The sequence below is a fragment of the Paraburkholderia sp. EG287B genome (assembly GCF_040965595.1).
Taxonomy (GTDB): Bacteria; Pseudomonadota; Gammaproteobacteria; order Burkholderiales; family Burkholderiaceae; genus Paraburkholderia.
Window position 1 is genome coordinate 1 of the sequence record NZ_JBFRCG010000057.1, and the last position, 5129, is coordinate 5129.

At 55.8% G+C, this 5129-nt stretch carries 4 protein-coding genes and 4 pseudogenes; 3 read left to right on the plus strand and 5 right to left on the minus strand.

All coding sequences use genetic code 11. From position 1 onward, the window contains the following. Positions 1-522 precede the first annotated feature (522 nt). Together AB4Y40_RS42505 and AB4Y40_RS42510 are read left to right on the plus strand one after the other, a co-directional pair. Positions 523-1362, plus strand: a complete 840-nt coding sequence (locus AB4Y40_RS42505) for a hypothetical protein (protein ID WP_368692956.1) — start codon at positions 523-525, stop codon at positions 1360-1362. A gap of 40 nt (positions 1363-1402) precedes the next feature. Next, complete coding sequence (locus tag AB4Y40_RS42510; RefSeq protein WP_368692957.1) at positions 1403-1651, plus strand: hypothetical protein; 249 nt, start codon at positions 1403-1405, stop codon at positions 1649-1651. On the opposite strand, the pseudogene AB4Y40_RS42515 reads toward AB4Y40_RS42510, so the two are convergent. From AB4Y40_RS42515 to AB4Y40_RS42535, 5 genes and pseudogenes are all read right to left on the minus strand, one after another. Next, a pseudogene (locus AB4Y40_RS42515) lies at positions 1652-2739 on the minus strand (IS4 family transposase); the annotation flags it as partial. A gap of 152 nt (positions 2740-2891) precedes the next feature. Further along, a pseudogene (locus AB4Y40_RS42520) lies at positions 2892-2984 on the minus strand (IS6 family transposase); the annotation flags it as partial. A 147-nt stretch (positions 2985-3131) separates the two neighbouring features. Then, entirely contained in the window at positions 3132-3389 is a 258-nt protein-coding gene (locus AB4Y40_RS42525; protein ID WP_368692959.1) for a replication initiation protein, read from the minus strand. 48 nt (positions 3390-3437) lie between these two features. Continuing rightward, a pseudogene (locus tag AB4Y40_RS42530) lies at positions 3438-3494 on the minus strand (hypothetical protein); the annotation flags it as partial. Continuing rightward, positions 3484-3903 (minus strand): replication initiation protein, encoded by a 420-nt coding sequence (locus AB4Y40_RS42535; RefSeq protein ID WP_368692958.1) that lies wholly within the window; start codon positions 3901-3903, stop codon positions 3484-3486. The gene AB4Y40_RS42535 and the pseudogene AB4Y40_RS42530, both read right to left, overlap by 11 nt. Before the next feature lie 894 nt (positions 3904-4797). Here AB4Y40_RS42535 and AB4Y40_RS42540 point away from each other — a divergent pair. Continuing rightward, positions 4798-5064: pseudogene (locus AB4Y40_RS42540) on the plus strand (transposase); the annotation flags it as partial. Between the last annotated feature and the right edge of the window lie 65 nt (positions 5065-5129).

The window sequence follows — 5129 nt, forward strand, 5'->3', positions numbered from 1 at the left end:
CGATAAAGCGATTTTCTTTTCTTCATCGTGACACCTTACGTGACTACTTCGCCAACGTGACAGTGCCCCTCAACTCTACGCCCGCCGCTTCACCACAACCGCGAGGGGCCGGCTACATGATTACCAGAACCCACTGTTATCGGTTCTCTGCCGCGGTCGTTAGCTACGCTGTGGGCAGCAACTTCCTCACTTCGTTTCAACGCACTTAACTTCGCGTAAAGTCCACGTCAATTCGGGGGGGGGGGCAGATAAGCTGTTCACACTCGGGTTCGTTGTTCACGAGGAAGATACATTGGACGGCAATTCATGGAATATTTGGGACACAGAAGGGTTCATGCAGACCTACGCGGCACTGCAAGAGCAGGATGAGGTGCGGCAAGAGGTGCCCCCCCAACTCTCGGCCGGGGTCTCCAGCGCACGAATTTGCGCAGCCGGCGGGAGTGATGCAGGGCTTGAGTGACTTGCAGCTTGAGCGGGAAAGTAGGGCCGGGGAACAGGTCGGGGGAGTCCGCCAAATTTTTTATGCGAAAAAAATCCGCCGATATTCATAATGCGGATGACAAAGAATTTGTTGAAAACTTTAAGGCCGGCCAAAAAAAGGGGGAAATGGGTGATAGCACGCTCAGAAATCATCTTTCTGGACTGGCAAAGTTGAGTAACGCACTTACCTCCAATCAGCGCCCTGGTTTCGCAGGCCGACTTGCTGACCGCGAACTGGATGAGGTGGCCAAGAGACTCGATAGTGGCCTCTTCAAAAGAGGAACGGTACGAGCCGCACTGGCGGCCGCGCGTGAGTATGCAACCGGTGGTGCATATGAGGAAGATCGCATTCTTATTGATTCGCTTGATGGGAGTGAATATGACTCATATCGCCGCATTTACGCACCTGTTATTCGCAACTTTAGCGCGTGGCTGAGACTCAATGGCTTGCCGGCAATCAATGGGCGCATACACGCGTTGGACAACGATATCCATACGTATCTTGCTGACCCGAATTCAAGGGGGTCGCAACTACGGAGAGCAATCACGGCACTGCGGGGGATGGGGCTCGGAGAGCAGCAGGCTCAGCCGGATGCTGGGCCCTCGCAACCCGCCGACTGGGGGGGAGGCACCTCAGTGGCTGATCAATATGGTCAGGCCGGTTTTGGTGCCACTTCTCCTCCATCATCGTTTTTTGAGGGCATTCCATGGCCTCAGCTTCAGACGCCAGGTGAAGAGGTGAGCCAGCCGTATATGGGAAGTTCACAACCTTTTTGGAACCCGCCGGATCCTTGGCTGGGGGGGAGGCGCCTGGGCCTCGCCGGCCGATCAATATGGTCAGGCCGGTTTTGGTGCCACTTCTCCTCCATCATCGTTTTTTGAGGGTATTTCATGGCCTCACTATCAGACGCCAGGTGAAGAGGTGAGCCAGCCGTATATGGAAAGCTCACAACCTTTTTGGAACCCGCCGCCGCCCTCTTACCCTGATATCAGCGGTTCCGTGGGCGACGACTGGCAGCACGGCAGCCAACGTGCTTCGAACGTGCTCGTCGGCGTGCTGGAGAATAATAACTTGATGCCAACCCATTACGTGCCCCAGACATACATGTATATTCACGGTCAGCGCTATATGGCCACGTGGTCGGACGGCGAGGTTTGGCTAGGCCGCTGAAATAGGGGTTTTCTCGAAAACGGACACCGAAAAGATCTGTAGCAATGTGTAGAGCGAGGCATCGAGTTGAAGCTCCTTTTTGACGATCGCGATCAGTACGTAGGTGGAGACGGCGCACCAGATTTGCGTCTTCACCGCGTTCTCGGTTGTGCCGAGAAAGCGCTTGATGCGCAGATGCTGCTTGACCCACTTGAAAAACAGTTCGACATGCCAACGGTTTCGGTACAGGCCGGCGATGGTCAAGGGTGGCAACGCTGCATTGTTGGTCAGGAAGATCAGGGTCTTTCCGGATTCTGGGTTCTTGAAGCGAACACGGCGCAAGTGTTCGGGATAGTTTTGCGAAGCGTAGAAGCCATTCAAGGCGATGCTCTGGTCGCAAATGACACCTGTGCTGCGGTCGGTGGCAGCCGAGTAGACGCGACGCGCATTCATGTTGCGTTTGGCGCGCGTGACGAAGAAAGCGCCTGCCTGATGCCGTTTGTACAGTCGCTCGAAGTCCAGATGGCCGCGATCGATGACGTAGAAAGCTCCCGCTTCGACGGGCAGGAAATCGAGCACGCCAACGCCGTGCATCTTGCCGTCGCTCACGTGAATGAAGGCAGGAATCGCACCACGCAGATCCAGCAGCGTGTGCATCTTGACCGCTGCCTTGGTGCTGCGAAACGGTGCCCAATCGAACAGAGACAGGCACAGGTCGATAGTTGTGGAATCGAGTGCGTAGACGGTCGCATCGAGATCGATGTCCAGCGACTCGGACGCGTAAAGCGCCCGGGCCCGGCCGATCAGTCGCATCGCCAGTTCGTGATAGATGTGCCAGTCGCGCAGGTTCAATGCGTCCGACAACGTCGAGCGCGCCGGGACGTTCTTCAATCCGATATGAAACGGCTTGCCGCGATTTGCCGTCAGGCAAACCTCGATGTCGCGCAGGGATTCGCGCCACGTCAGTTGAAGGCCATGATACGGAACAGATCGGCGCAGCCCAGCGTACGCACTCCCGCGTCGCCGCCATGTCGATCGATGATCCGGCCGAACGTCTTCCACGGCACGAACTCCATGACTTGCGCGAACAGTGTCTTGCTCACGTTCATGTGCTCCCCCGGGGTTGTTCAAACCCGAAAGGATCGCAAATGCTGGAATCGAAATTCAAATCGTGGACACCAAAAAAATCCTCGAAACCCGCGTCAGCCGCCCCTCTCCGGCCTGCTGGCCTCAAATAAACCGGACACCAGTGATCACTCGGGCTGAGTTGGAACCGTAAATACCGCCGAACCGCGAGACTAATGATTGCCGCCGGGAACCGGTGGCCGTGATAAAGCGATTTTCTTTTCTTCATCGTGGCATCTTGCGTGACTACCTCGCCAACGTGACAGTGCCCATCCGATACATCCGTTGGGTGAGGCCTGCGCTTTTTCATTCCGCCAGGTTACCAGGTCTGACCGAAAGTGCCTAACACCTTCTAGTCGTGCGTCATGAGTTGGTGTCAGAAAAGGAACAGTTGCGGATTCGGCTGAAACCGGAACTCCACGCCAGTGACCTTTCGGCCGCCCTGCTTGGTTGGCTTCCACTCGATAAGCAGGCCATCCTTGCCGGTCAGCTCGTCGACGGCGACGTCGATTACGCGTCGTCGCATCTGGCCAAAGTCTTTGACACAACTCGGGGGCGCATCCATCGCATGACAAAAGTCGTCGAAGCTAATACGCACCAGGCCAGTGTCCCGATATTGGGCGAACATCTCCATCAGGCGCCACGAGTAGACGGACCGCAGCGCGGCGGTATGCTTGAGCTTGTAGGTTGTGAATTCCGTGCGCAGGCCCAACAGGAATGGCGCGACCTCAGGCGAAAAATTGACGTCGACCCAGCCCTCGCCTTCGTGATACGTATTTCCGGAGACCCACCGGTATTTGCGCTCTTTTTTTTTCGCCCCGGCGTGTCTGTTCTACGGTACGAATGTACTTGTTAAAGATCGACTCTGCGGCCTCCCGAAGCTGCACGTAAGCCGTCGGCTGGTCGACGTCAAAGGCCGCTGCGTATTCCTGCGCGGACAGTTTTACCCGCCACCCCTCGTTTGGTCCCAAGGCAGCCGCCAGCTTGCGCAGTTCGACCGAATCGCTTTGAGCGATCGCGGCAGATATCAGCCGCTTCTCGATCAGTTTGAGGCCTTGGGCGGCACGCGTGAGGGCATTGCTCATGTTAACGTACCGCTCGGAGAGAGCGATACCGTGCATTTCTTGAAGTGTTGCCGGTACTTTCATTCTGACGCTTCCTAACTTGACCCGATTCGACGGTGACAGAAAGCCCGCATTCTGTCACCTTTCGATACAATCAGAAAGGGATGGGGGAACCCGTCAGAACTATCCTCTGCTAGTGGGAAAACGTCAGAATAGATGCCTGTGGACAACAGTGGGAATTCGCCCGACTAAGTGGGAAAACGTCATTTTTCAGTGGGTAAACGTCAGACGAATGCGCCGCAAACCCATTCCTAGCAACGCTTTCACACGTATACAAACCCTTAAAAAACTATTTACAAACCCCAGCCCCGCGTTTCACGTCTTTGCTCACGACATGCCGGTAGCGTTGTTTCGGTCGAAGGCATTGAGCAACCGGCGAATCTCGTCAGGTGACAAACTATCGGAAAGCCCGCGAACCTCCGTCAAATGACGATCGAAATCAGCAACCTCTCTTGCGATGACTGCTGATACGGTTGAACTCGGCTTTGCACAAGGAGCGCCGGACATCTCGAGGAAACGCCTGGCTAGAGAGCGTCAAGCAGCACGGCCGGTCAGCGACAAATGTTGGCCGGCCCATTGTCGCGCGACTTCGCGACCATGTAGGCGTCCAGCCATGCGATGCGGTGAGCTGTGGCATTTGTCGCAAATGCGACGTTGAGAACATTGAAGCTTCCGCTTCGGAAGACTCGCTGGAATACCGAACTGACCTGGGATTTGCCGCCTCATGCATACTTGGCACAAAAAATGCTGGCCAAGAGAGAAATTAGGGGTGCGGCAGCAGGCAGCGATATCGCCATGGCCAACTCGTTCAACGTAACGATCGTTAGGGAAACACAATGATAGCGTTATCGAAAGGAGAGGCGGGCGAAGGCCATGCTGCCCACGGAGAGCTATCCCTTCCCGGCATGCAGGCCGGGGCAGGTTCAATATAACCTGCTTTTTCGCTGGTTCATCGGCCTGGCAATGGATGACGAGCTCTGGGTGCCCACGGTCTTCACGAAGAACCTCGAACGCCTGATCAAACACGACGCCGTCATCGAATTCTTCAACGAAGTGGTGGCCATTGCCGAGAAGAAGTGCCTGCTCTCAGGTGAGCATTTCAGCGTGGACGGCCCCCCAATCCAGGCGTGGGCTGGACACAAGAGCTTCATACGCAAGAATGGGGGTGATCAGGACAACGACGGGCACTGTCACGTTGGCGAGGTAGTCACGTAAGATGCCACGATGAAGAAAAGAAAATCGCTTTATCA

Coding starts and splice junctions, on each gene's coding strand:
- AB4Y40_RS42505 (WP_368692956.1), top strand. CDS start 523: ATGCGAAAAAAATCCGCCGATATTCATAATGCGGATGACAAAGAATTT.
- AB4Y40_RS42525 (WP_368692959.1), bottom strand. CDS start 3,389: ATGGAGATGTTCGCCCAATATCGGGACACTGGCCTGGTGCGTATTAGC.
- AB4Y40_RS42535 (WP_368692958.1), bottom strand. CDS start 3,903: ATGAAAGTACCGGCAACACTTCAAGAAATGCACGGTATCGCTCTCTCC.